This is a genomic window from Streptomyces sp. NRRL F-2664 (assembly GCF_000719345.1).
Taxonomy (GTDB): Bacteria; Actinomycetota; Actinomycetes; order Streptomycetales; family Streptomycetaceae; genus Streptomyces.
Genome location: NZ_JOFX01000005.1, coordinates 303,086 through 327,574, shown reverse-complemented (window position 1 = coordinate 327,574; position 24,489 = coordinate 303,086). Strand labels below are relative to the sequence as shown.

Below are 24,489 nucleotides of genomic sequence, written 5' to 3'. Positions count from 1 at the left end.
GTGTGGGGGCGGGGCCGGGGGCGGCGGTGGGGCGGGGAGGGTCCGGGGTGTCAAACGTGATGTGTGGCCACCACCACCGCCCGCCCCCGGACACGCAGGAGGCCCCGGATGCCGTGGCATCCGGGGCCTCCTCGAACCTGCCGGGCTAGCGCAGCGACGTCGCTCGGGCTTCACGCCGGTTGTGCCGGAACGTGTTGGCCCTCCGCGTCGTCGCGAACAACGGAATGGTCGCCGCCATGGCGATCTGCAGGGCGCAGCCGGTCTGGAGCAGCAGCTGACCGCCCGGCGCGTCGAACGCCCAGGCCGCCAGCAGCCCCATCGCGCTGATGATCCAGCAGAGCATCGCCACCGCGAGGACACCCCGCGGCTTGGGGTACTCGACCCGGCTCACCATCAGCCACGCCACTCCGATGATCGCCAGCAGCGTCGGGATGAACGGCAGCTCCAGCAGCACGATCGAGACGACCGTCAGCGCGCCGAAGGGGCTCGGCATGCCCTGGAACATCCCGTCCTTCATGGTCACGCAGCTGAATCTCGCGAGCCGGAGCACCACGGCGAGCAGCACCACGATCGCGGCCAGCGCCGACATCTTCTGGTCCGCGTCCACGGCGACCATGCCGTAGACGAGGACGAAGTAGGCCGGAGCGAGGCCGAAGCTGATCAGGTCGGACAGGTTGTCCAGCTCGGCGCCCATGGGAGAGCTGCGCAGCTTGCGGGCCACGATGCCGTCGAAGAGGTCGAAGACCGCGGCGAGCAGCATCAGTATCACCGCGGTGGCGGCGCTGTTACGGGCCATGCCCGTCTCGCCGCTCCCGGTGAGGTGCGGAATGAGGATTCCGGTGGTGGTGAAGTACACCGCCATGAATCCGCACGTCGCGTTGCCGAGGGTGAGGGTGTCCGCTATCGACAGCCGCAGCGAGAGCGGCATGTCGTCCTCGGCGGACTCCTCCTCGGCGGACTCGGGCACCCAGCCGGCGGCCGGAGTCTCAGGGTCAGTCACGGTCAATTCGTGTCACCCCCGCGGTGGTGGCCTGACCGACCTCGACCGCGACCTCGACGCCCTCCGGGAGGTAGATGTCGACGCGGGAGCCGAAGCGGATCAGACCGATGCGTTCGCCCTGCTCCACCTTGGTGCCGGCCGGCAGGTACGGGACGATGCGCCGGGCGACGGCGCCGGCGATCTGCACCATCTCGATGTCACCGAGCTCGGTGTCGAAGTGCCAGACAACGCGCTCGTTGTTCTCGCTCTCCTTGTTGAAGGCCGGGACGAATCCGCCGGGGATGTGCTCCACGGACGTCACCGTGCCCGCGAGGGGGGCGCGGTTGACGTGGACGTTGAGCGGGCTCATGAAGATCGCGACCCGGGTCCGCCCGTCCTTCCACGGCATGATGCTCTGCACCACACCGTCGGCGGGCGAGATGACACGGCCCTGAGCGATCTCACGCTCGGGGTCGCGGAAGAACCACAGCATGCCCGCGGCGAGCGCGGTTGCGGGCACGGCCACAGCGGCCCAGCGCCCGGACTTGCGGGCCCGGGTGAGGCTGAGCGCCGCGGTGGCGACGGTCGGCAGAAGCCACGGCGATGCTCCGCGGGCGAGACGTACGCCGGATCGGCTGTCGCGGGGTGCAGAGGTTTGGCTGTGGGGCATGGATGACCTTCGTAGCGGGTGATTGCCGCGCCGCAAACAGGGGGACGGGACGGCGGCTTTACTGGAATGCTATCGGTTGCGCGCAACAACTGGGCAAGCCAGAAGCCGAGTCGATGGCCGTCGGCCAGTGACTGGTAGTGACCCCGCTGCGACGGACCCTGGGAGGATCCGTCGCAAAAGGGACTTTCAGCCCTGGAGTCGGTACTCCTCGAGCAGGCGTCGCCCGATGATCATTTTCTGGATCTCGGCGGTACCTTCACCGATGAGCAGCATCGGAGCCTCGCGGTAGAGGCGCTCGATCTCGTACTCCTTCGAGAATCCGTATCCACCGTGGATGCGGAAGGCGTCCTCCACCACCTCCTTGCAGTACTCGGAGGCGAGGTACTTCGCCATCCCTGCTTCGAGGTCGTTTCGTTCCCCGGAGTCCTTTTTGCGTGCTGCGTTCACCATCATCGCATGAGCGGCTTCGACCTTGGTAGCCATCTCGGCCAGCTTGAACTGGATGGCCTGGTGGTCGGCGATCGCCTTGCCGAAAGTGTGACGTTGCTGGGCGTACGAGACACCGAGCTCGAAAGCACGCTGAGCGACGCCGCAGCCACGCGCCGCCACGTTGACGCGGCCGACCTCGACGCCGTCCATCATTTGGTAAAACCCTCGGCCGGTCCGGCCGCCAAGGACCCGATTGGCCGGAATGCGCAGTCCGTCCATGATGAGCTCGGTCGTGTCGACCCCCTTGTAGCCCATCTTGTCGATCTTGCCGGGGATGGTCAGGCCGGGGCGGACCTCACCGAAGCCGGGCTCCTTCTCGACGAGGAAGGTCGTCATCGACTTGTGGGGCGCGGTGCCCTCGGGGTGTCCTTCGTCACTCCGGACGAGGACGGCCACCAGGGTGGAGCTGCCGCCGTTGGTCAGCCACATCTTCTGGCCGTTCAGGACGTACTCGTCCCCGTCCTTGACCGCCTTGGACGAGATGGCCGACACGTCGGAGCCGAGCGCCGGCTCGGACATCGAGAACGCGCCGCGCACCTCGCCGAGGGCCATCCGCGGGAGGAAGTGGTCCTTCTGCTCCTGCGTGCCGTGCTGCTTGAGCATGTACGCCACGATGAAGTGCGTGTTGATGATGCCGGAGACCGACATCCAGCCCCGTGCGATCTCCTCGACGCACAGGGCGTAGGTGAGGAGCGACTCACCCAGGCCGCCGTACTCCTCCGGGATCATCAGCCCGAAGAGGCCGAGCTCCTTGAGGCCGTCGACGATCTGCTGCGGGTACTCGTCGCGGTGCTCCAGCTCGGTGGCGACCGGGATGATCTCCTTGTCGACGAACTCGCGGACGGTCTTGAGGATCTCCCGCTGGACGTCGGTGAGCCCGGCGGTCTGGGCGAGTCGGGCCATGGCTACTTCTCCTGGGTCTTCAGCTGGGGGCGGCCGGGCTGCTCGCCGCCGCGCTCCTTGATGTACGTCTCGGTCGGGACCATCACCTTGCGCCGGAAGACGCAGACGAGGGTGCCGTCCTGCTTGTAGCCCTTGGTCTCGACGTGGACGATGCCGCGGTCGTTCTTCGACTTCGACGGGGTCTTGTCGAGGACCGTGGTCTCGCCGTAGATCGTGTCGCCGTGGAAGGTCGGCGCCACGTGCCGCAGGGACTCGATCTCCAGGTTGGCGATGGCCTTCCCGGAGACGTCCGGCACGGACATGCCGAGCAGTAGCGAGTAGATGTAGTTGCCCACGACCACGTTCTTGCCGAAGTCGGTGGTGTTCTCGGCGTAGTTGCTGTCCATGTGGAGCGGGTGGTGGTTCATGGTCAGGAGGCAGAAGAGGTGGTCGTCGTACTCCGTGACCGTCTTCCCGGGCCAGTGCTTGTAGACCGCACCGACCTCGAACTCCTCGTACGTGCGTCCGAACTGCATGGCCCTACGCCTCCGGGATCTCGAACTTGGTGGTGCGCTGCATGCCGGCGGCCCGGCCCTTGCCCGCGATGACCAGGGCCATCTTGCGGCTGGCCTCGTCGATCATCTCGTCGCCGAGCATCGCGGAGCCCTTCTTGCCGCCGGCCTCCGAGGTGCACCAGTCGTACGCGTCGAGGATCAGCTCGGCGTGCTCGTAGTCCTCCTGGGAGGGGGAGAAGACCTCGTTGGCGGCGTCGACCTGGCCGGGGTGGAGCACCCACTTGCCGTCGAAGCCCAGCGCCGCCGCCCGGCCCGCCACCTCGCGGTAGGCGTCCACGTCGCGGATCTGGAGGAAGGGGCCGTCGATGGCCTGGAGGTTGTGGGTGCGGGCCGCCATCAGGATCCGCATCAGGATGTAGTGGTAGGCGTCCGCCGGGTAGCCGGGCGGCTGCATGCCCACGACCAGGGACTTCATGTTGATCGAGGCCATGAAGTCGGCGGGGCCGAAGATGATGGTCTCCAGCCGGGGCGAGGCGGCGGCGATCTCGTCGACGTTCACCAGGCCCTTGGCGTTCTCGATCTGCGCCTCGATGCCGATCTTGCCGACCTCGAAGCCCATGGTCTTCTCGATCTGGGTCAGCAGGAGGTCGAGGGCGACGACCTGCTGGGCGTCCTGGACCTTCGGCAGCATGATGCAGTCGAGGTTCTGGCCGGCGCCCTCGACGACCGTGACGACGTCGCGGTAGGTCCAGTGGGTGGTCCAGTCGTTGACGCGCACGACGAGGGTCTTGCCGGTCCAGTCGCCGTTGTTCAGCGCGTCCACGATGGTGTGGCGGGCGCCTTCCTTGGCGAGCGGGGCGCAGGCGTCCTCCAGGTCCAGGAAGACCTGGTCGGCCGGCAGGCCCTGGGCCTTCTCCAGGAACCGCGGGTTCGAGCCGGGCACCGCGAGGCAGGAGCGGCGCGGGCGAAGGCGGTTCACCGGGTGGACTGGCGTGGTCATGCGGGGACCTCCGTGCTTGCAATGAGTGCGGCGTTGTCGAGCGGGTCGAGCTTGTTGGCCTTGCGGATCTCGTCGACGATACGGCCGATGATCTCCGTGATGCCGAAGTCCTTCGGTGTGAAGACCGCGGCGACCCCCGCGGCCTTGAGCGCGACGGCGTCGGCGTTCGGAATGATGCCTCCGACGATGACGGGGATGTCACCCGCCCCCGCCGTGCGCAGCCGCTCCAGGACGTCGGGCACGAGGGCGCTGTGCGATCCGGAGAGGATGGACAGTCCCACGCAGTGCACGTCCTCGGCCAGCGCCGCGGAGGAGATCTCCTCGGGCGTCAGCCTGATGCCCTGGTAGACCACCTCGAAGCCGGCGTCGCGGGCGCGGACGGCGATCTGCTCCGCTCCGTTGGAGTGCCCGTCCAGGCCGGGCTTGCCGACCAGCAGGCGCAGCCGGCCCGAGCCGAGCTCGTCGGCCGTGCGGGACACCTTCTCGCGGACCTCGTGCATCGGCGTGCCCGGCTCGGCGGCCACGGCGACCGGCGCCGAGGAGACCCCGGTCGGGGCGCGGAACTCGCCGAACACCTCGCGCAGCGCACCAGCCCACTCGCCGGTGGTGACACCTGCGCGGGCGCACTCCAGGGTGGCCTCCATCAGGTTCTCGGTGCCCGCCGCCGCCTCCTTGAGGCGCTCCAGTGCCTGCTGGGTGGTGGGGAAGACGAACGGGTCGCCGTTCCCCTGGCGGTCCGAGGACTCCTGGCGCTCGGCGCGCCAGCGGCCGATCCGCTCGACGGTGACGGCCTCGGTGGCCGCGTCGACCGTCATGATGGCGCCGTCGAGGTCGGCGGTCAGCGGGTTGGGCTCGGTCTGCTCGAAGCAGTTCACGCCGACGATCTTGTCCTCGCCGGCCTCGATCCGCGCCCGCCGTTCGGCGTGCGAGGAGACCAGCTGGGCCTTGAGGTAGCCGGACTCGACGGCGGCCATCGCGCCGCCCATCTCCTGGATCCGGTCGATCTCGGCCAGGCAGTCGGCGACCAGGGAGTCGACTTTGGCCTCGATGACGTGGGATCCGGCGAAGATGTCGTCGTACTCCAGCAGGTCGCTCTCGTGGGCGAGGACCTGCTGGATGCGCAGTGACCACTGCTGGTCCCAGGGCCGGGGCAGGCCCAGCGCCTCGTTCCAGGCGGGCAGCTGCACCGCGCGGGCGCGGGCGTCCTTGGAGAGGGTGACCGCGAGCATCTCCAGCACGATGCGCTGGACGTTGTTCTCCGGCTGCGCCTCGGTGAGTCCCAGGGAGTTGACCTGGACGCCGTAACGGAAGCGGCGCTGCTTCGCGTTCTCGATGCCGTAGCGCTCCTTGGTGACCTTGTCCCAGATGCGGCCGAAGGCGCGCATCTTGCACATCTCCTCGATGAAGCGGACGCCCGCGTTGACGAAGAAGGAGATGCGGGCGACCACCTCGCCGAAGCGCTCCTCGGGGACCTGCCCCGAGTCGCGCACCGAGTCGAGGACGGCGATCGCCGTGGACATGGCGTACGAGATCTCCTGGACCGGGGTGGCCCCGGCCTCCTGCAGGTGGTAGCTGCAGATGTTGATCGGGTTCCACTTGGGGATGTGGTTGACCGTGTACGCGATCATGTCCGTCGTCAGCCGCAGGGATGGCCCCGGCGGGAAGACGTGCGTCCCGCGCGAGAGGTACTCCTTGACGATGTCGTTCTGGGTGGTGCCCTGGAGCTGGGAGATGTCCGCGCCCTGCTCCTCGGCGGCCACCTGGTAGAGCGCCAGCAGCCACATGGCGGTGGCGTTGATCGTCATCGAGGTGTTCATCTGCTCCAGGGGTATGTCCTGGAACAGCCGCCTCATGTCGCCCAGATGGGAGACCGGGACGCCGACCCGGCCCACTTCGCCGCGGGCGAGGATGTGGTCGGGGTCGTAGCCGGTCTGCGTCGGCAGGTCGAACGCGACCGACAGGCCGGTCTGGCCCTTGGCGAGGTTGCGGCGGTACAGCTCGTTGGACGCCTCGGCCGTGGAGTGGCCGGCGTACGTCCGCATGAGCCACGGACGGTCCTTCTGGCGCTCTGTCATCTCAGGCTGTCCCTTAGGCCTTTGAACGGACTCAGACGTTGCGGAAGCGGTTGATGGCGTCGAGGTGCTGGGCGCGCATCTCGTGGTTGCGGACGCCCAGGCCCTCCTCGGGGGCCAGCGCGAGGACGCCGACCTTGCCCTGGTGGAGGTTGCGGTGCACGTCGTAGGCGGCCTGGCCGGTCTCCTCCAGGGAGTAGACCTTCGACAGGGTGGGGTGGATCTTGCCCTTGGCGATCAGGCGGTTGGCCTCCCACGCCTCGCGGTAGTTGGCGAAGTGCGAGCCGACGATGCGCTTGAGCGACATCCACAGGTAGCGGTTGTCGTACTGATGCATGTAGCCGGAGGTGGAGGCGCAGGTGGTGATGGTGCCGCCCTTGCGGGTGACGTAGACCGAGGCGCCGAAGGTCTCGCGGCCCGGGTGCTCGAAGACGATGTCGATGTCCTCGCCGCCGGTCAGCTCGCGGATCTTGGAGCCGAAGCGCTTCCACTCGCGCGGGTCCTGGGTGTTCTCGTCCTTCCAGAACTTGTAGCCCTCGGCATTGCGGTCGATGACCGCGGTGGCCCCCATGGAGCGGCAGATGTCGGCCTTCTCGGGGGAGGAGACGACGCAGATCGGGTTGGCGCCGCCGGCCAGTGCGAACTGGGTGGCGTAGCTGCCGAGGCCGCCGCTGGCGCCCCAGATCAGGACGTTGTCGCCCTGCTTCATGCCTGCGCCGTTCTGGGAGACCAGCTGGCGGTAGGCGGTGGAGTTCACCAGGCCGGGGGAGGCGGCCTCCTCCCAGCTGAGGTGGTCGGGCTTGGGCATCAGCTGGTTGGACTTGACGAGTGCGATCTCGGCCAGGCCGCCGAAGTTGGTCTCGAAGCCCCAGATGCGCTGCTCGGGGTCGAGCATCGTGTCGTTGTGGCCGTCGGAGGACTCCAGCTCGACGGAGAGGCAGTGCGCGACGACCTCGTCGCCCGGGTTCCAGGCGTTGACGCCGGGGCCGGTGCGCAGGACGACGCCCGCGAGGTCGGAGCCGATGACGTGGTACGGGAGGTCGTGGCGCTTGGTGAGCTCCGAGAGGCGTCCGTAGCGCTCCAGGAAGCTGAAGGTGGAGACGGGCTCGAAGATCGAGGTCCACACGGAGTTGTAGTTGACCGAGGAGGCCATGACGGCCACCAGGGCCTCGCCCGGACCCAGCTCGGGGAGCGGGACGTGGTCCAGGTGCAGGGACTTGCGCGGGTCCTTCTCGCGCGTGGTGAGCCCGGCGAACATCTCCGCCTCGTCCTTGTGCACGGTGATCGCGCGGTAGGAGTCGGGGAGGGGCAGGTTCGCGAAGTCTGCGGCGGTGGCGGACTGCGACTGAATCGCGTCCAGGATGTCCTTCACGGTGAGCCTCCGGCTAGCGCTGGTGAGGGTGCGCTGAGGTGAACGGGTGCGTGGAGCGGGTGCGGTGTGCCGTCGGTCCGGCTGTGCTGTGGTGCTGGGCGCCGCCCGTGGTGGGGCGTGCGGGTGCCTGGTGACGCAGGCGTCCGGGGCGCGTTCCGTGCCGGTTGGGCGTGGGTCGCGGGGACATCCGGACGACTTCAACGTATGGCACCCCGTGTCACCCGGCAAGGCACCGCGTGCCAAAAATTTCTCTCATTTGCCTATTGACCTGCGCAGATGAGCGATGATCGATCAGAGTTACCGGCGAGTAGGGGCAAGCCGGACATACGAAAGCGGCCGTCCCCGGTTCGGGGACGGCCGCTGTGACGAGCATCGCTCCTGTGGTGCTACCTCGGGCGCAGCGCCTCTTCGATGGTCCGCATGACCTCGTCCAGGGGCGCGTCGGTGCGGGCCACCGCCACCAGCACCTCGCCCTCGGTGCGGACGGCCGCCGGGGCGGACGGCGCCGGGCTCAGCGTGCGGCCCGCGCCGATCCCCGTGCCGAAGGTCTTGCGGACGATCGAGAAGGCATGGTCCAGCTGCGCCTCCACGTCGCCCTGCCCGCCGGCCCGCAGCCAGCGCCGCAGCACGTGGTTGTGGGCGGTGACCACGGCCGAGGCGGCCACCTCGGCCAGCAGCGGGTCGTCGTTGTCGTCGTGGTGGTCGGTCTCGTCGAAGTGCGCCAGCAGGTAGCGCGTGAACAGCCGCTCGTAGCGGGCCACGGAGGCGATCTCCCGCTCCCGCAGCGCCGGCACCTCGCGGGTCAGCCGATAGCGCTCCACCGACACCGCGGGGGAGGCGGCGTACATCTTCATGACCTCCTTGATCCCGCGGCACACCGTGTCGAGCGGGTGCTCGTGCGCCGGGGCGACGTCCAGCACGGCCTCGGCGCGGATCAGGGTGTCGTCGTGGTCGGGGAAGATCGCCTCTTCCTTCGACCGGAAGTGCCGGAAGAACGTCCGCCGCGCGACCCCGGCGGTGGCGGCGATCTCGTCGACCGTCGTCGCCTCGTACCCCTTGGTGGCGAACAGCTCCATGGCTGCTGTCGCGAGCTCGCGGCGCATCTTGAGCCGCTGGGCGGCAGCCCGGGTGCCGGCCGTGGTCTCCGGGGCGTCGGGGGCCGAGGAGGCGCGGGGCGAGGTCTTGGCGGGCTGGGACATAGAGCGAAAGTACTTCATTCGCGCAGGGGAGCGCGCCTGAGGGGGGTGGGAGAGGGGTGGATGCGGGGGAGAGCCCGCACTGGGCTCGGGAGGGTCAGTCCGCCGTGAGGGTCCGGCGGACCCGAGCAGCCCTCCCCACGCATCCGGCTCGTGGCCCGCTCGGTCAGCGCCGGGCGTACTCACGGAATCCGCGGCCGGTCTTCCGACCCAGGCAGCCCGCCGCCACCAGGTGTTCCAGCAGCGGGGACGGCGCGAGGCCCGGGTCGCGGAACTCCTTGTGGAGGACCTTCTCGATGGCCAGCGAGACGTCCAGGCCGACCACGTCGAGCAGCTCGAACGGACCCATCGGGTAGCCGCCGCCCAGCTTCATCGCCGCGTCGATCTCGTCGAGGCTCGCGTAGTGCTCCTCGACCATCTTGATCGCGTTGTTGAGGTACGGGAACAGCAGTGCGTTCACGATGAAGCCGGCCCGGTCGCCGCAGTCCACCGGGTGCTTGCGCACCTTCACGCAGACCTCGCGGACCGTGGCGTGCACGTCGTCGGCCGTCAGGACGGTCCGGACCACCTCGACCAGCTTCATCGCCGGGGCCGGGTTGAAGAAGTGCATGCCGATCACGTCCTGCGGCCGCGAGGTCACCCGGGCCACCGCGATCACCGGCAGCGAGGAGGTGGTGGTGGCCAGCACCGCGCCCGGCTTGCAGACCTTGTCCAGCCCGGCGAACAGCTCCTGCTTGACCGCCAGGTCCTCGGCGACCGCCTCCACCGCCAGGTCCACCTCGGCGAAGGCGTCCAGCGAACCGGCCGGGGTGATCCGGCCCAGGGTCGCGTCCGCCGCCTCCTGCGTCAGCCGGCCCTTGGACACCGCACGGCCCAAGGACTTGCCGATGGCGGCCTTGGCGGCCTCCGCCTTCTCGTGGCTGCGCGCCGCCAGGACCACGTCGAAACCGGACTGGGCGAAGACCTGCGCGATACCGCTCGCCATGGTGCCCGAGCCGGCCACGCCGACGGAGTGCACCGGCCGGCCGGTGCCCAGCAGCGACCCGTCCAGCGGGGTCTGCAGGTCGCGGACGATCACCGAGCTGCCGGGCGCCTCGTAGGTGTAGAAGCCGCGCCCGGACTTCTGCCCGGCCAGGCCCGCCTCGGCCAGCTGGCCCAGGATCGGGGCCGGGGCGTGCAGCCGGTCGCCCGAGGCGGCGTACATGGCCTCCAGGACCGTGCGGGCCGTGTCCACGCCGATCAGGTCGAGCAGCGCCAGCGGGCCCATGGGCAGTCCGCAGCCCAGCCGCATCGCCGCGTCGATGTCCTCGCGGGAGGCGTACTTCGCCTCGTACATGGCGGCGGCCTGGTTCAGGTAGCCGAAGAGCAGGCCGTCCGCGACGAACCCGGGCCGGTCGCCGACGGCCACGGGCTCCTTGCCGAGCTCGCGGGCGAGCTCGGTGACGGCCTCCACTGCCGTCGGGGCGGTCAGCACGGACGAGACGACCTCGACCAGCTTCATCGCCGGAACGGGAGTGAAGAAGTGCAGGCCCAGCACGCGCTCGGGCCGCTGGGACTCGGCGGCGAGCCGGGTCACCGACAGGGCGTTGGTGCCCGTGGCGAGGATCGTGTCGGGCCGCACGACCGCGTCGAGCTCGCGGAAGACCTGCTGCTTGGCCTCGTACGACTCCGGCACGACCTCGATGACGAGGTCGGCCTCGGCCGCCGCGGCCAGGTCGGTGAACGTGCGGAAGCGGGCCAGGACGTCCGCCCGCTCCTGCTCGGTGAGGCGCTCCCGGGTGACGGAACGCGCCGTCGCCGCGGCGAGGGAGGCCGAGGCCCGGCGGGCGGCGCTCTCGCTGATGTCGATGCCGATGACCTCGCGGCCGGCCCGGGCGAGGACCTCGGCGATGCCGGTGCCCATCGTGCCGAGGCCGACGACGGCGATGGTGTGGAGGGTGGGCTGACTGGACTGACGGTCCATCGAGGGACTCCAGTGGAAGAGGGTGACGACTCGAGGAAGCGCGCGGCGCACAGCGCGCGCGGATGCCGTACGGAGTGCCGTGCGGTGAGGAGACCGGGGCGTGAGCGGCCCGGACGGTGACCCGGCGGCGTGGAGCTCCGGGCGGAAGCGGCACGACCCTGTCCCGGGGCCTGCCGTGCATAACGAAACGAACCGACCGACACGAGGCGGCTGCGTCACCAGGCCGCCCTCGTACGTTGTTGCAACGACAGTAACTCGGCGGTAACTCGTGCGCCAGACCACGGAGATGTGACCTGTACCGCCGAAATGTACCGATCATCGATCATCGATCAGAAGGGCTTGGTCATCTGCGCGAACCCCACGTGGCGACGCCTCCACCGCCCTAGGGTGGGCCCGGTGAACGACGTGCTGGAGCGCCTGCGGGCGGAGGCGGGCGGATCGCCCGCGTACGAGGTGCTGCTCGCGGCCGGGCCCGATGCCCTGGCGTCCTCCCTGGCCTCGGCGGGGCTGCCGCTGTGGGCACGCGAGCTCGCCGCCTACCGGCTCGGGCTCGCCCGCGACCGGCGGGCCTTCGAGCCCCTCGTCCTGCTCCTCAACCACCGCGACCCGCCCCGCTGCGCGGCCGCCGCCGAGGCCCTGGCCGTGCTGGACGACCCGCGCACCGCCCGCGCCGCCGCGGCCCTCGCCACCAACGGCCTGCGCACGGCCTACGCCCTCCAGCCCGTCCGGCTGCTCACCGCCCTGCGCGCCCCCGAGTCCGTGCCGGCCCTGATCACGACCCTGGCCCGGCTGCTGTCCCCCCACGACCCCTACTGGCGGGTGGCCCTGGCCTGCGTCGAGGGCCTGGGCGCGCTGGCCGACCCGCGCGCCCGCGAAGTGCTCACCCGGGCCCAGTCCCAACCCCGCCTCGCGGTGGCGGCGACGACCGCCCTGCGGGGGCTCCCCGCCGACTGACCTCCCGGTGCGGCGGAGGCCTCCGCGGTGCTGCCGCCCGCGAACGGCCCGAGCCGGAGGCCGGCGGGTCGGGCGCCGCCGGCCCGCCGGCCGGTCGGGTCAGCCGCGGAAGCCCAGCAGGCCGTGCAGGGCGGCGCCGCCCGCCGACGGGGGCACGGCCCGGGTGGCCGTCGTGGGCCGCGGGGCGGCCTGCGCCGGGCAGGTGGCGTCCGCGGCCTGCCCGCTCCGCAGATAGGCCGCCACCTTCTCGTCCAGGCACGTGTTCCCGCTGAGGGCGATGCCGTGGTTGCCGCCGCCCTCCTCGACCACCAGGGCCGACCCCGCGAGCTTCTCCCGCATGCTGACCGCCCCGTCGAAGGGGGTCGCGGCATCGTCCGTCGCCTGGAGCAGGAGGGCGGGGGGCAGGTCCGCGTTCGTGACGTCCGGCGCGCGCAGCGGCTCCACCGGCCAGAACGCGCACGGCGCGTTGTACCAGGCGTTGTTCCAGGTCATGAACGGAGCCTTGGCGTGCGTGCGCCACATGTCCGCGCGCCACGCGTTCCAGTTCCGCGGCCAGGCCGAGTCCCGGCACTGTACCGCGGTGTAGACGCTGTAGCTGTTGCCCGCCGAGGGCTCGACCGCGCCGAACCGCTCGTACGCCGCCACCAGCGGCTCGGGGTCCTTCTTCACCGCGTACGCGGCGAACGCGTCGGCCAGGTGGGGCCAGTAGCCGTTGTAGTAGCCGCCCGGCATGTAGGTGTCCTCCAGCTCCGAGGGGCCCACCTTGCCGCCGGCCGGGGTCCGCCGCAGGGCCTGGCGCATGGCGTACCAGCGCCTCTCGACCGCCGCCGGGTCGGTGCCGAGCCGGTAGGTGGCGTCGTGGTGCGCGACCCAGGCCAGGAACGCCTTGTGCCGGGCGTCGAAGGCGAGGTCCTGCGCGAGGTTGTCCCGGTACCAGACGCCGGTCGGGTCGACGACGGAGTCGAGGACGAGCCGGTGCACCCGGCCCGGGTGCAGCTTGGCGTACACCGCGCCGAGGTAGGTCCCGTAGGAGTAGCCGAAGTAGCTGATCCGCTCCGCGTCCAGGGCGGTGCGCAGCACCTCGATGTCCCGGGCGGCCGCGACGGTGCCGATGTGGGGCAGGACGTCCGCGTGGCGGGAGCCGCAGGACTCGGCGAAGGCCCGCACCCGCTCCAGGTTGGCCCGCTCGGTGGCCCCGTCCAGCGGCACGGAGTCCGGCCGGACGGGCTTGAAGTGGCCGGGTCCGCAGTCCAGGGCGGGTTCGCTCTTGCCGACGCCCCGCGGGTCGAAGCCGATCACGTCGTACTGCGCGGCGACGTCCTTGGGGAGGGCGGAGGCCACGAACCCGGCGAGGACGCGCCCGCTGCCGCCCGGCCCGCCGGGGTTGACGAGCAGGGGGCCCTGGGAGGTCTTGGCGGTGTGGGGGACCCGGGTCAGCGCGAGGGTGATGGTCCGGCCGGCGGGGCGGTCGTGGTCGAGGGGCACCCGGAGGGACGCGCACTGGAGCGTCGGGTAGCGGGGGGTCGCGCAGCCGGTCCAGCGCACGGCGGCCTGTGCGGCCTGCCCGGCCGGCGCGGTCGCGGCCGGGGCGGCCGTCACGGGGCTCGCGAGGGCGGCGGCGACCGTGGAGATCGCCAGCAGGACGGCGGCGCGCTTCTTCAGGGGGTGGAGCATGGGGCCTCCCAGCCGAGTGTTCTGGGCGGAATCGTCCCGGAAACATCGTCTGGAAGGCGGGATTGGAGGGGCTTTTGGCCCGATGTGATGACCGTTCAGGGCGTGGTGGACGTCAGAGGAGGGTCAGCTGCGTCACCGCGGCGGGCGCGGGCGCCGCCGGGCGTTCCCGGTCGGCGATCTTCCGGGACGCGCCCCGCCGGGCGGGGCCGATCCCGAATTCGGCCGCGAGTTCGTGGACTTGGCGGGTGATCATCCGCTGGTACCAGGTGGGCGCGTACGCGCCGCCCCCGTACATCCGCTCGTACCGTTCCACGAGGTGCGGGTGGTGCTCGCCCAGCCAGGCGGTGAACCACTCGCGGGCTCCGGGTCGCAGATGGAGTACCAGGGGTGTCACGGAGGTGGCGCCGGACTCGGCGACGGCCCGGACGGTGTCCCGCAGCTGCTCGGGGGAGTCGCCGAGGAAGGGGATCACCGGGGCCATCAGCACCGCGCACTCGATCCCGGCGTCGGTCAGCGTGCGTACGGCGTTCAGCCGGGCGGCGGGGGAGGGCGTCCCCGGCTCCACGGTCCGCCACAGGGCCGCGTCGGTGAAGCCGACGGAGACGGAGATCCCGACCTCGGTGACCTCGGCGGCCTCGCGCAGGAGGGGGAGGTCGCGCAGGATCAGCGTGCCCTTGGTGAGGATCGAGAAGGGATTGGCGCGGTCGCGCAGTGCCCCGATGATCCCCGGCATCAGGCGGTAGCGGCCCTCGGCCCGCTGGTAGCAGTCCACATTGGTGCCCATCGCGATGTGTGCACCGGTCCAGCGGGGTGCGGCGAGCTCGCGGCGCAGCAGTTCGGGCGCGTTGGTCTTGACGACGATCTGGGAGTCGAAGCCGAGGCCGGTGTCGAGGTCGAGGTAGCTGTGCGTCTTGCGGGCGAAGCAGTACACGCAGGCGTGGCTGCAGCCGCGGTAGGGGTTGACGGTCCACTCGAACGGCATGCGCGAGGCGCCGGGCACCCGGTTGACGATCGACCGGGCCCGGACCTCGTGGAAGGTGATCCCCCGGAACTCGGGGGTGTCGATCGTACGGGTCACGACCGCGTCGGCCCCGAAGAGCGCGGCCGGTCCGGTGGGGCCCTCGGTCAGGTTCTCCCAGCGCATGGTGTGCCTCCTTCGATAGCCCTGCCGAAAGAATAGAACAAACGTTCCCATGATCGTGCGGAGCCGTGAACCTCCTGGTCAGAGGGGTGGGCGGCGGAGGAGCGTGCGTGGCACGGCGCGAGGCGGACGCCCGCTCGGGCCTCCGGCCGCCCCCGGCCCGACGCCGCGGGACGCTGCGCGCCGGGCCCGCCGATCCGCCGGCCGGACCCGGATTTGGGCCACCGCGCCGGAGGTGGTTGGCTTCGCCGTGACGAGCGGACACAACTGCTGGAGGAACAGCCATGGCGCAGGTCGAGGCCACCACGGAGCGCATCATCGGGGCCGACGCGGAGACGGTCTTCGACACGCTGGCGGACTACAGCGGGACCCGGGGCAAGCTGCTGCCCGAGCACTTCAGCGAGTACGAGGTGCGCGAGGGCGGCGACGGCGAGGGCACCCTGGTGCACTGGAAGCTGCAGGCCACCAGCAAGCGCGTGCGCGACTGCCTGCTCGACGTCACCGAGCCCACCGACGGGCAGCTCGTGGAGAAGGACCGCAACTCCTCCATGGTGACCACCTGGACGGTCACCCCGGCCGGCGAGGGCAGGTCGAAGGCCGTCGTCACCACCGTCTGGGACGGCGCCGGCGGCATCGGCGGCTTCTTCGAGCGCACCTTCGCGCCCAAGGGCCTCGGCCGGATCTACGACACCCTGCTCGCCAACCTGGCCGCCGAGGTCGAAGGCACCTCCTGAGCAAGGCCGTTGCCCGGGCCCCGGCGGGCCCGGGCGGGCTTCGGCCGTCTCACCGGTTCGGGTGGATTTTCCGCCCCGGCCCCGCCGCGCGCTGATCCGCCTCCGACGGGGCGGCAGCCCTTAGGGTGGGCGCAGTGCGTGCCGCCCGCGTCGCGCGCGACCGCGTCGCAACCGACCGCCCGGGGGCCCGATGAAGATCCTCATCTCCGCCGACATGGAAGGCGCCACCGGCGTCACCTGGCCGGCCGACGTGCTGCCCGGCACGCCCCAGTGGGAACGCTGCCGGGCGATGTTCACCTCCGACGTCAACGCCGCCGTCCTCGGCTTCTACGACGGCGGCGCCGACCGGGTCGTCATCAACGAGGCCCACTGGACCATGCGCAACCTGCTGCTGGAGCGGCTCGACGCCCGCGCGGAGATGCTCACCGGCCGCCACAAGTCCCTCTCCATGGTCGAGGGCGTCCAGCGCGGCGACGTCGACGGCATCGCCTTCGTCGGCTACCACACCGGCGCCGGCTCCGAAGGCGTGCTCGCCCACACCTACCTCGCCAACTCCATCACCGGGGTATGGCTCAACGGAATCCGCGCGAGCGAGGGGCTGCTCAACGCCCACGTCGTCGCCGAGTACGGAGTCCCCGTCATCCTGGTCACGGGCGACGACCTGACCTGCGTGGACGCCGCCGGCTACGCCCCGCAGGCGGTGACCGTCGCCGTCAAGGACCACGTCTCGCGCTACGCCGCCGTCTGCCGCACCCCCGCCCGCACCGCCGCCGACATCCGGGCCGCGGCCAAGGAGGCCACCGCCCTCGCCGTCCGGCGCGAACCGGTGCCCGCAGGCCCGTACACCGTGGAGTTGGAGTTCGACGCCGAGCACCTCGCCCTGTCCGCCACCGTGGTCCCGGGCGTGCAGCGCAGCGGGGAGCGCAGGGTCGCGTACACCAGCGAGACGATGTACGAGGGGATCCGCGCCTTCAAGGCGGTCACGACGGTCGTCTCGGCGGCCGTGGAGGAGCAGTATGGCTGACATGCGCGCAATCGACACCGGGGCTCCCGTCGGGGCCGGCGACACCATGGACCGTGTGGACGCGGTCGACGCGGTGGCCCTCGACGAGGCCGTCGGCTTCACCTCGGACCTCATCCGGATCGACACCACCAACCGGGGCGGCGGCGACTGCCGCGAGCGGCCCGCCGCCGAGTACGTCGCCGAACGGCTCGCCGCCGCCGGGCTGGAGCCGCTCCTGCTGGAGCGCACCCCGGGCCGCACCAACGTGGTCGCCCGGATCGCGGGCGCCGACCCGTCCGCCGACGCCCTCCTCGTCCACGGCCACCTCGACGTGGTGCCCGCCGAAGCCGCCGACTGGAGCGTGGACCCCTTCTCCGGCGAGGTCCGCGACGGTGTGGTCTGGGGCCGTGGCGCCGTCGACATGAAGAACATGGACGCGATGGTGCTGGCCGTCGTACGGGCCTGGGCGCGTGCGGGCGTGCGCCCGCGCCGCGACATCGTGATCGCGTACACCGCCGACGAGGAGGACAGCGCCGTCGACGGCTCCGGTTTCCTCGCCGACCACCACCCGGAACTCTTCGAGGGCTGCACGGAGGGCATCGGCGAGTCGGGCGCCTTCACCGTCCACACCGGCCCCGGCCGGACCCTCTACCCGATCGCCGCCGGGGAACGCGGCACCGCCTGGCTGAAGTTGACCGCCCGCGGCACCACCGGCCACGGTTCGAAGCCCAACAGGGCCAACGCCGTCAGCCGGCTCGCCGCCGCGGTCGCCCGGATCGGGGCGTACGAGTGGCCGGTGCGGCTCACCGACACCGTCACCGCCTGCCTCACCGAACTCGCCGCCCTCCAGGGCCTGTCGGTCGACCCGCGGCGGCCAGGCTTCGACGTCGACTCGCTCCTCGGCAAGCTGGGACCGGCGGCCGCACTCGTCGAGGCGACCGTCCGCAACAGCGCCAACCCGACCATGCTCAGCGCCGGTTACAAGCTGAACGTGGTCCCCGGCCAGGCCACCGCGTTCGTCGACGGCCGCATGCTGCCCGGCGGCGAGGCCGAGTTCGTCGCCACCCTCGACGCGCTCACCGGCCCCGACGTCACCTGGGAGTTCCACCACCGGGAGGTCGCCCTCGAAGCGCCCGTCGACGGGCGCACGTACGCCGTCCTGCGCGAGTCCGTCGAGCGCTTCGACCCGGACGGGCACGTGGTGCCCTTCTGCATGGCCGGCGGCACCGACGCCAAGCAGTTCTCCCGGCTCGGCATCACCGGCTACGGCTACTCCCCGCTGAAGCTGCCACCCGGCTTCGACTACTGGTCGCTCTTCCACGGCGTGGACGAGCGGGTCCCCGTCGAAGCCCTCCACTTCGGCGTCCGCGTCCTCGACCGCGCCCTGCGGTCCCTGTGAGCGGGGCCCGGTGATGTCCGCGACGCAGTCCTGTCCGTACGGGAGCTGGCCCTCGCCCATCGACGCCGGCCTCGCGGCCGCGCACGACGGGCGGCCCGAGTACGTCGGCACCGTCGGCGCGGAGGTGTGGTGGACCGAGCCCCGGCCGCAGGAGGAGGGCCGGCGCACCCTCGTGCGCCGCCGCCCCGCCGGCACCGGCAGCGAGGTCAGTGAGCTGCCCGCGCCGTGGAACGTACGCAGCCGGCTCACCGAGTACGGCGGCCTGCCGTGGACGGGCACCGAGCGGGCGAGCGGCGGACCCCTGCTGGTCTTCGTCCACTTCACCGACCAGCGGCTGTACGCGTACGAGCCGGACGCGCCGGGAGCCCCCGCCCCGCGGCCCCTCACGCCCGTCTCCGCGACCGGGGGCGGGCTGCGCTGGGCCGATCCGGTGCTGCGCGGCGGTGAGGTGTGGTGCGTGCTGGAGGAGTTCACCGGGCCCGCGCCGACCGATGTCCGCCGGGTCCTGGCCGCCGTACCGCTGGACGGGTCCGCCGCCGCGGACCGGTCGGCCGTACGGGAGCTGACGGACGGCCGGCACCGCTTCACCACCGGCCCGAGGCTCGCCCCGGACGGCGGGCGGGCGGCCTGGCTGGTCTGGGACCACCCCCGGATGCCGTGGGACGGCACCGAGCTGCAGGTGGCCGAGGTCACCGCCGGCGGGGAGCTGGCCGGGGCGCGGACCGTCTTCGGCGGCCCCGAGGAGTCCGTCGCCCAGGTGGAATGGACTCCCGACGGAACCCTCCTCGCGGTCAGTGACCGCGGCGGCTGGTGGAACCCGTACCGGGTGGACCCGGACACCGGGTGGGCGGTCAACCTGTGCCTGCGGGAGGAGGAGTTCGGGGGAGCGCTGTGGAAGCCCGGACTGCGCTGGATCGCCCCGCTCCCCGACGGGCTCGTCGCCGTCCTGCACGGCCAGGGCTCCTCGGTGCTCGGCGTGCTGGACCCCGAGAGCGGCGACCTGGTGGACGCGGCGGGGCCGTGGACGGCATGGCAGCCGACCCTCGCCGTGCACGGCAGCCGGGTCTACGGCGTCGCCGCCAGCCCGCGCAGTGCCTACGAGGTGGTGGAGCTGGACACCGCCGGCGGACACGCCAGGGTCGTCGGCGCGCAGGGTGCGGACCCGGTGGACCCGGCCTACTACCCGGAGCCGCAGAGCCGCACCTTCCTCGGCCCGGACGACCGGCAGATCCACGCGCACGTCTACCCGCCCCACCACCCGGCCTGCCGGGCACCCGCCGACGAACTGCCCCCGTACGTGGTGTGGGCGCACGGCGGGCCCACCGACCACGTGCCACCCGTGCTCGACCTGCACATCGCCTACTTCACCTCGCGGGGGATCGGCGTGGTCGAGGTGAACTACGGCGGCTCCACCGGCTACGGCCGCGCCTACCGGGAGCGGCTGCGCGAGCAGTGGGGCGTGGTGGACGTGGAGGACTGCGCCGCGGTGGCCCGCGCGCTGGCGGCCGAGGGTACCGCCGACGGCGCCCGGCTCGCCATCCGCGGCGGCAGCGCCGGCGGCTGGACGGCGGCGGCCTCGTTGGCCGCGACCGACGTGTACGCGTGCGCGGCGATCATCTACCCGGTACTCGACCTGCGGGGTTTCGCGGAGGAGACCCACGACCTGGAGTCGCGCTACATCGACGGCCTGGCGGGGCCGCCGCAGACCCTCGCCGTCCTGTGCCGCGAGCGTTCCCCGGTGGCCCGGGCCGACCGGATCACGGCGCCGTTCCTCCTGCTCCAGGGGCTGGATGATCCGGTCTGCCCGCCGGCGCAGGCGGAGCGGCTGCTGGCCGCCATGCGGGGCCGGCCGGTCCCGCACGCCTACCTGGCCTTCGAAGGCGAGGGCCACGGCTTCCGCCGCGCCGACACGATGATCAGAGCGCTGGAGGCGGAACTGTCGCTGTACGCACAGGTCTTCGGGATCGAACGGACCGACGTGCCGCGGCTCGCGCTGGGGACGACCCCGTGAGCCGGACTGCGCACGGGAGCCGGCCGGCGGTCACCCGCCGGCGGTCCGCAGCCACACGCGCAGCGGTCCGGTGGCGGTGAAGCCGTGCCGCAGGGCGGCGTCCAGGTCCGGCCCGTGCTCGTAGCCGACCACGGGCAGGCCGGGGCGGCGGGCGGCGATCGCGGACAGGGCGCCCGCCCAGGCCGCGTCGGGGTCCGACCCGCTGCGGGCGAACAGGTTGGAGACGCCCACCACGCCGGCGGCGGTGTGCGCGACGGCTCCGGCGACGATCCGCCCCCCGGCCCGGCCCGCGAGGAAGTCGGTGCCACCTCCGAGCAGGGAGGGCGGGAACAGCCCGGTGCTCTCCCCGCCGCTCCAGGCGGCCTCCCAGGCCGCGAGCTCGGGGGCGTCGCGGACCTCGGACCACTGCGGCGCCGAAGGGTCCGCCGCCGGGACCGTGGCGCCGGCCGGGCGGTGGATCCACTGAGCCTCGAACAGCACCTCGAAACCGGCTCCGGCCAGGTCCAGAGCCGCGAAGCTGTCCTTCACCGAGCAGCCGGGGGAGCCGGTGTCGAGCGACCGGAGCACGCTCGGCGCCGCCACGCCGGCGTCCAGGGTCACGGCGTCCGGATACAGCGGCGGGGTCCGCACCGCGCTCGTCCAGAGGTGCTCGCCGTCGTACTGCGGCGACAGGCCGTGCGCGCGGCAGACCGCATCGCACCACCCGGCGTTGTTCAGCGCTGCCCGACGGCTCAGCGCCGCCCGCGTCCCGTCCGTGATCACGGTCCGATCGTGCCACACCGGCCGCCCCGGCACACCCGTCGTACCGCTCACGGACGGCCTGATCCGAAAGGCACGCCCCAGCCTTGGGCGATGAACGCTTCGATCTACGTCCGCGAGGGTGCTCGTGTGGGCCTGCGGCCCTACCGGCCCGCCGACGGGCCCGAGTTCACCGCGCGGGTGCGCGAGAGCCGGGACCTCCACCGCCCCTGGCTGTTCCCGCCCGCCACCGTCGAGGAGTACGAGCGGTACGCGGCCCGGCTGACCGGGAGCGACAGCCGCACGGGGTTCTTGGTGGGCGAGCTCGGCACCGGCGCTGTGGCCGGCTTCGTCAACGTCAACAACATCGTGCGGGGCGCCTTCCAGTGCGGTGCCCTCGGCTACGGCGCGTTCGCGCACGCCGCCGGCCGAGGATTCCTGCGCGAAGCCCTCGGCCTCGTGCTCGACCACGCCTTCGCGCCCGCCGGGGAGGGGCTCGGCCTGCACCGGTTGGAGGCCAACGTCCAGCCCGGCAACGCCGCCTCGATCGCCCTGGTGCGCGGCGCGGGCTTCCGGCTGGAGGGGCTCTCCCCCGACTTCCTGCACGTGGACGGAGCCTGGCGCGACCACGAACGCTGGGCCCTCACCGCCGGGATGCCCCGCGCCGCCCAGTGACCGCCGCGGGCGGGGCGCAGGCCCGCGAGGCCTGCCGCCGCGGTGCCGGATCGCGCAGGATGGGGGGATGCGCACACTCGTACTGCTCGACGCCCCGTCCAACCTGGGTCTGCGGCCGCCCGCGCCCGGGACCGTCCCCGGCGTCTACAAGCTCGCGGGAGCCCTGCGCGAGCAGGGCCTGCTGGGCAGGCTGGGGGCCCGGGAGGGCGGCGTCGTGGTGCCGCCCCGCTACGACCGCGGCGACTGGAAGGAGGGCGACGGCGTCTTCAACGCCGACGCGCTCGCCGCGTACACCGTCACGCTCGCCGACCGGATCGAACGGCACCTGCGGGCGGGCGAGTTCCCGGTCGTCCTGGGCGGGGACTGCTCCATCCAGCTCGGTGCCTCGCTCGCCATGCGCCGGACCGGCCGCTACGGTCTCGCCGCCATCGACGGCTCCGCCGACTTCCGCCACCCGGGCAACACCGCCGTCAACGGGCCGGTCGGCGCCGCGGCCGGCGAGGAACTGGCCCTGGCCACCGGCCGCGGGCAGGCCGGGCTGAGCGACCTGGAAGGGCTCGCGCCGTACCTGCGGGACGAGGACGTACGACTTTTCGGGCTGCGCGACGGCGATGCGGACCTCGTGGAGCTGGCCGAGGCCGGGATCTTCGCGACCACCGTCGCGGAGATCCGCCGGCGGGGCGCCGCGGCCGTGGCGCGGTCGGCCCTGGAGGGCCTGCACCCGCCCGTCACCGACGGGTTCTGGGTCCACCTGGACGCCGATGTGCTCGACCCGGAGGTGATGCCCGCCGTGGACAGCCCCGACCCCGGCGGCCTGTCGCCGCAGGAGGTCGCCGAGCTGCTGGCCGTGCTGGTGGGGTCACCGCGGTGCGTGGGGCTGAACGTCACGGTCTACGACCCCGACCTGGACCCGGACGGCCGCGCCGGCGCGCTGCTCGCGGATCTGGTGGCGGGGGCCTTTGCGTCATCCTGACCGGTGGTGATCCGCGGAACCCCTGTGCAGGGGCCGCCGGGGAGTGTTCCCTTTCCCTATGGCCACCACCGTCCGACGCGCCGTACTGACCCTCCCCGCAGCCCCGTTGGGCTTCGACAACCCGCTGCCCGCCCTGCGCGCGCCCGACGGCGTGCACGAGCTGGACGAGCGGTCCCGCGAGGGTCTGCCGCGCGACATGGCCCGGCAGATCGGGTACGAACCGCTGCGCTCGCTGCTGCCCGTACAGATCCGTGACGGGTACCGGCGGGAGCGCGCGGAGCAGGAGTTCGAGGCCGTCGTCATCGAGAACGAGCACCTGCGGGCCACCGTCCTCCCGGGTCTGGGCGGGCGCGTCCACTCACTCGTGCACCTGCCCACCGGCCGTGAACTGCTCTACCGCAACCCGGTGTTCCAGCCTGCCAACTTCGCGCTGAACGGCGCCTGGTTCTCCGGGGGCATCGAGTGGAACACCGGCGCGACCGGCCACACCACCCTCTCCTGCGCACCCCTGCACGCCGCGGTGGTCCCCGCCCCGGACGGCGGGGCCATGGTGCGGCTGTGGGAGTGGGAGCGGTTGCGCGACCTGCCGTTCCAGGTGGACCTGTGGCTGCCGCAGGACTCGCCGTTCCTGTACGTCGGCGTCCGGGTCCGCAACCCGCACGAGCGGCCCGCTCCCGTGTACTGGTGGTCCAACACCGCCGTCCCCGAGGACCCGGGCACCCGTGTCCTGGCCCCCGCCGACGAGGCCTGGCACTTCGGCCACGAGCGCTCGCTGCGCCGGATCCCCGTGCCGGAGTGGGAGGGGGCGGACCGCACGTACCCGCTGCGCAGCGAGTACCCGGCGGACTTCTTCTACGAGGTCCCGGACGGCGCCCGGCCCTGGATCGCCTCCCTCGACGCCGCTGGGCACGGCCTCGTGCAGACCTCCACGCGGCGGCTGCGGGGGCGCAAGCTGTTCGTGTGGGGCGCGGGCGGTGGCGGCCGGCGCTGGCAGGAATGGCTGACCGAGCCCGGCACGGGCGGCTACGCGGAGATCCAGGCCGGGCTGGCCCGGACCCAGCTGGAGCACGTACGGCTGGAGGGCGGGGCGGAGTTCGGCTGGCTGGAGGCGTACGGGCCGCTGTCGGCGGATCCGGCGGCGGTGCACGGCGCGGATTGGGCGGCGGCCCGCGGCGCGGCCGCGGACGCACTGGAGGCCGCACTGCCGCGGGAAGCGGTGGACGCGGCGTACGAGGCGTGGCGCGGCCGGGCCGACACCGAGCCGGGGGAGCGGCTGGCGACGGGCTCGGGCTGGGGAGCACTGGAGGTGCTGTGCGCGGGCCACCGGCTGCCGGGAACGCCCTTCGAGGAGTCGACGCTGGGTGAGGAGCAGGAGCCGTGGCTGGAGCTGTGGCGCACAGGCGTCCTGCCGGCCCGGCGCCGGGTGGTCCCGCCGGGTCCGAGTCTCGTCGCACCGCACTGGCGGGACATGCTGGAGACGGCCCCCGCGGACCCGCTGACGGAGTACCACCTGGGCGTGGCCCAGTGGCATGCGGGGGACACTGCCCAGGCGGTGCGCAGCTGGCAGCGCGGGCTGGCGCTCGCCCCCTCGCAGTGGCCCCTGCTGCGGTGTCTGGCGGTGGCGGACGCGCTGGCGGGCGATGTGCAGCGGGCCGCGGACGGGTTCGCGGCGGCCTTCGAGGACCTGGCCGCGGAGAGCCGCGGGGGCGAGCCGTGGACGGCGGCGGAGTCGGCGCTCGGCCGGGAGGCGATGGCCGCGCTCCTGGCGGCCGGGCGTCCGGCGCAGGCCCGGTCGGTCTGGGACCGGCTGCGGCCGGCCCTGCGCGAGCAGGGCCGCTTCCGGCTTCTGGCGGCCCGGCTGCTGGCCGCGGAGGGACACGTCCGGGCGGCCCGCCGGATCTTCGAGGACGGTCTGGAACTGCCCGACCTGCGGGAGGGCGAGGAATCCCTGCCCGAGCTCTGGTCCACCCTCACCGACTGCCCCCTTCCGTCCCCCTACGACTTCCGCATGCGGCCGTCGGTCTGATCACGCGCCCGGGCGGGTGTCAG

20 protein-coding genes are annotated in these 24,489 nt (G+C 72.4%); 8 read left to right on the top strand and 12 right to left on the bottom strand.

All coding sequences use genetic code 11. The annotated features are described in order from the left end of the window. Window positions 1-145: 145 nt before the first annotated feature. The 9 genes from pssA to IF89_RS0108725 form a co-directional block, all read right to left on the bottom strand. Entirely contained in the window at window positions 146-928 is a 783-nt protein-coding gene (gene pssA, locus IF89_RS0108765; RefSeq protein ID WP_220818446.1) for a CDP-diacylglycerol--serine O-phosphatidyltransferase, read from the bottom strand. A 64-nt stretch (window positions 929-992) separates the two neighbouring features. Continuing rightward, a complete protein-coding gene (locus tag IF89_RS0108760; RefSeq protein WP_030763687.1) occupies window positions 993-1,649 on the bottom strand; it encodes a phosphatidylserine decarboxylase in 657 nt (218 codons plus the stop codon). Window positions 1,650-1,835: 186 nt separating this feature from the next. Continuing rightward, window positions 1,836-3,041 (bottom strand): acyl-CoA dehydrogenase family protein, encoded by a 1,206-nt coding sequence (locus tag IF89_RS0108755; RefSeq protein WP_030763683.1) that lies wholly within the window; start codon window positions 3,039-3,041, stop codon window positions 1,836-1,838. A 2-nt stretch (window positions 3,042-3,043) separates the two neighbouring features. Further along, the gene (locus tag IF89_RS0108750) at window positions 3,044-3,556 is read right to left on the bottom strand and encodes a MaoC family dehydratase (RefSeq protein WP_030763680.1); all 513 of its coding nucleotides are present in this window, start codon (window positions 3,554-3,556) and stop codon (window positions 3,044-3,046) included. Between the two features lie 4 nt (window positions 3,557-3,560). Next, window positions 3,561-4,535, bottom strand: coding sequence for an HpcH/HpaI aldolase/citrate lyase family protein (locus IF89_RS0108745; protein WP_030763677.1), 975 nt, complete (start codon window positions 4,533-4,535; stop codon window positions 3,561-3,563). Continuing rightward, window positions 4,532-6,610 carry a protein meaA gene (locus IF89_RS0108740; protein ID WP_030763675.1) on the bottom strand — a complete coding sequence of 693 codons (2,079 nt, stop codon included), beginning with the start codon at window positions 6,608-6,610 and terminating at the stop codon, window positions 4,532-4,534. The genes IF89_RS0108745 and IF89_RS0108740 overlap by 4 nt, the downstream gene beginning before the upstream one ends. A 31-nt stretch (window positions 6,611-6,641) precedes the next feature. Next, window positions 6,642-7,979: a crotonyl-CoA carboxylase/reductase gene (ccrA, locus tag IF89_RS0108735; RefSeq protein WP_030763672.1), complete on the bottom strand. Its 1,338-nt coding sequence runs from the start codon at window positions 7,977-7,979 to the stop codon at window positions 6,642-6,644. A gap of 386 nt (window positions 7,980-8,365) precedes the next feature. Beyond that, entirely contained in the window at window positions 8,366-9,178 is an 813-nt protein-coding gene (locus tag IF89_RS0108730) for a TetR family transcriptional regulator (RefSeq protein WP_030763669.1), read from the bottom strand. A 163-nt stretch (window positions 9,179-9,341) separates the two neighbouring features. After that, window positions 9,342-11,138, bottom strand: coding sequence for a 3-hydroxyacyl-CoA dehydrogenase family protein (locus IF89_RS0108725; RefSeq protein ID WP_030763666.1), 1,797 nt, complete (start codon window positions 11,136-11,138; stop codon window positions 9,342-9,344). 396 nt (window positions 11,139-11,534) lie between these two features. Between IF89_RS0108725 and IF89_RS0108720 the strand changes: the two genes are divergently transcribed. Beyond that, the gene (locus IF89_RS0108720; RefSeq protein WP_030763663.1) at window positions 11,535-12,092 is read left to right on the top strand and encodes an adenylosuccinate lyase; all 558 of its coding nucleotides are present in this window, start codon (window positions 11,535-11,537) and stop codon (window positions 12,090-12,092) included. A gap of 99 nt (window positions 12,093-12,191) precedes the next feature. Here IF89_RS0108720 and IF89_RS0108715 read toward each other — a convergent pair whose 3' ends face one another. Together IF89_RS0108715 and IF89_RS0108710 are read right to left on the bottom strand one after the other, a co-directional pair. Further along, entirely contained in the window at window positions 12,192-13,766 is a 1,575-nt protein-coding gene (locus IF89_RS0108715; protein ID WP_199820480.1) for an alpha/beta hydrolase, read from the bottom strand. Window positions 13,767-13,878: 112 nt separating this feature from the next. Continuing rightward, entirely contained in the window at window positions 13,879-14,910 is a 1,032-nt protein-coding gene (locus tag IF89_RS0108710) for an Rv2578c family radical SAM protein (RefSeq protein WP_030763657.1), read from the bottom strand. A gap of 281 nt (window positions 14,911-15,191) precedes the next feature. Between IF89_RS0108710 and IF89_RS0108705 the strand changes: the two genes are divergently transcribed. The 4 genes from IF89_RS0108705 (at window position 15,192) to IF89_RS0108690 (ending at window position 20,054) form a co-directional block, all read left to right on the top strand. Beyond that, window positions 15,192-15,641 carry an SRPBCC family protein gene (locus tag IF89_RS0108705; RefSeq protein WP_030763655.1) on the top strand — a complete coding sequence of 150 codons (450 nt, stop codon included), beginning with the start codon at window positions 15,192-15,194 and terminating at the stop codon, window positions 15,639-15,641. A 190-nt stretch (window positions 15,642-15,831) separates the two neighbouring features. Next, on the top strand, window positions 15,832-16,665 hold the full coding sequence (locus IF89_RS0108700) for a M55 family metallopeptidase (protein WP_030763652.1): 834 nt from the start codon (window positions 15,832-15,834) through the stop codon (window positions 16,663-16,665). 46 nt (window positions 16,666-16,711) lie between these two features. Continuing rightward, window positions 16,712-18,043 (top strand): M20/M25/M40 family metallo-hydrolase, encoded by a 1,332-nt coding sequence (locus IF89_RS0108695; RefSeq protein WP_030763649.1) that lies wholly within the window; start codon window positions 16,712-16,714, stop codon window positions 18,041-18,043. Between the two features lie 13 nt (window positions 18,044-18,056). Beyond that, the gene (locus tag IF89_RS0108690) at window positions 18,057-20,054 is read left to right on the top strand and encodes a prolyl oligopeptidase family serine peptidase (protein ID WP_030763646.1); all 1,998 of its coding nucleotides are present in this window, start codon (window positions 18,057-18,059) and stop codon (window positions 20,052-20,054) included. Window positions 20,055-20,084: 30 nt separating this feature from the next. On the opposite strand, the gene IF89_RS0108685 is transcribed toward IF89_RS0108690, so the two are convergent. Then, a complete protein-coding gene (locus IF89_RS0108685) occupies window positions 20,085-20,816 on the bottom strand; it encodes a hypothetical protein (protein WP_234327701.1) in 732 nt (243 codons plus the stop codon). 90 nt (window positions 20,817-20,906) lie between these two features. Between IF89_RS0108685 and IF89_RS0108680 the strand changes: the two genes are divergently transcribed. The 3 genes from IF89_RS0108680 to IF89_RS0108670 all read left to right on the top strand — a co-directional run bounded on the left by IF89_RS0108680 (window position 20,907) and on the right by IF89_RS0108670 (window position 24,466). Next, complete coding sequence (locus IF89_RS0108680) at window positions 20,907-21,467, top strand: GNAT family N-acetyltransferase (RefSeq protein ID WP_030763640.1); 561 nt, start codon at window positions 20,907-20,909, stop codon at window positions 21,465-21,467. 67 nt (window positions 21,468-21,534) lie between these two features. Further along, complete coding sequence (locus IF89_RS0108675) at window positions 21,535-22,440, top strand: arginase family protein (RefSeq protein ID WP_030763638.1); 906 nt, start codon at window positions 21,535-21,537, stop codon at window positions 22,438-22,440. A 58-nt stretch (window positions 22,441-22,498) separates the two neighbouring features. Beyond that, a complete protein-coding gene (locus IF89_RS0108670) occupies window positions 22,499-24,466 on the top strand; it encodes a DUF5107 domain-containing protein (RefSeq protein ID WP_030763634.1) in 1,968 nt (655 codons plus the stop codon). Window positions 24,467-24,489: the final 23 nt, after the last annotated feature.